The organism is Oleiphilus sp. HI0066 (genome assembly GCF_001635725.1).
This window is the reverse complement of sequence record NZ_LWFH01001312.1, coordinates 1-1,153: the sequence shown is the minus strand read 5'-3', so window position 1 is coordinate 1,153 and position 1,153 is coordinate 1. Positions and strand designations below refer to the sequence as shown.

The window sequence follows — 1,153 nt, the reverse complement described above, 5'->3', positions numbered from 1 at the left end:
TACTTCTTCTGTTTTGGTTAACTCAAGATCAGCGGCTAACTCGTAAGATGCTCCTTGGTAAGAAATACCAGCCAAGACTTTTGGTTTTAGCTCAATATCGATTCCCTCCGGTGCAAAACCCGGACCCAAGTTAGTGTTGTCTCGACCCGGTTTGGTGGTGATCTCCATTGGCACAACGTTGATCACTGAGAGGCCAACCAATAATTGCTCGTCATCATCTAAGAAACTCGCCACGCCTAGATCAAGGTTGAATTTCGATTCACTCACTTTGGTATCTTCAAGATCGTCAGATTCAAACTCATCAACGCTCGTTACAAAGTCATAAGCACGTAGATCGACCATTTTAGGTGACACGCCTAGCGCATAGTCGTGACCAAAAAACGTAAAGTTATGCGACATCGACAAACCAACTTGCGAGTATGCTGAACCAACGGCGCGCACGGTTGACTGTAACTGATCCGCGTCATTCGCTGTGTCATACAGAGCGTTAACATCATCGATGTCTGTAATCACGGTGTTACGCGCTAGGTCTTCTAGTTGATCAAGCGTGGTTTGATCGTTGTAATTGATTTTTGCTGCAATACGAGCAGAACCAGAGACAAACAAACCTGCGCCGAAACGCTGGCTAGGTATCAACGCTGACACACCCATGCCGAGATCGACACGCGCTTGTTCTTGATCAATTTTTTGAAGCTCGTTGTTCAGTGCACGCGTTCTATTCGCTAATTCTGTTTGAGCAGCGGCTAAGCCTGCACCACCGCCCGCAATATTGTTTTCAACGTCAGTAATCGCACCTTCAAATGGTTTGATGAAATCATCATCGAAGTCATCCACGACATCGCGAAGCTCAGCTTCATCACTTGCTATTGCGTTTACTGATGGAAGTAACATGCCAAATCCATCGCGTTTTTCAGGCTGTTTTACCGCCAGTAAAGCCGGATTAAAAAAGCCTGCCGCAGCAGGACGTGCAGACGCAACGCCTACACCACCCATCGCCATCGCGCGACTATCAATAAAATTTGGTGCACCTGCAAATGCTTGTGCTGCAAAGAAAAAGCTGCCTGAAACAAACAAGGCACTCTTTTTAATGTATGTCATGATTCATCCTTTCAATCGTTATTATTTCGCCTCTTCTAGGCGCGATAATTTGAGT

Annotated in this window: 1 protein-coding gene; it reads right to left on the bottom strand. The window is 46.0% G+C overall.

The genetic code is table 11. From position 1 onward, the window contains the following. Window positions 1–1,098 (bottom strand): conjugal transfer protein TraF (gene traF / locus A3738_RS19355; protein ID WP_068763789.1); only part of this gene is annotated, 1,098 nt, incomplete at its 3' end. Between the last annotated feature and the right edge of the window lie 55 nt (window positions 1,099–1,153).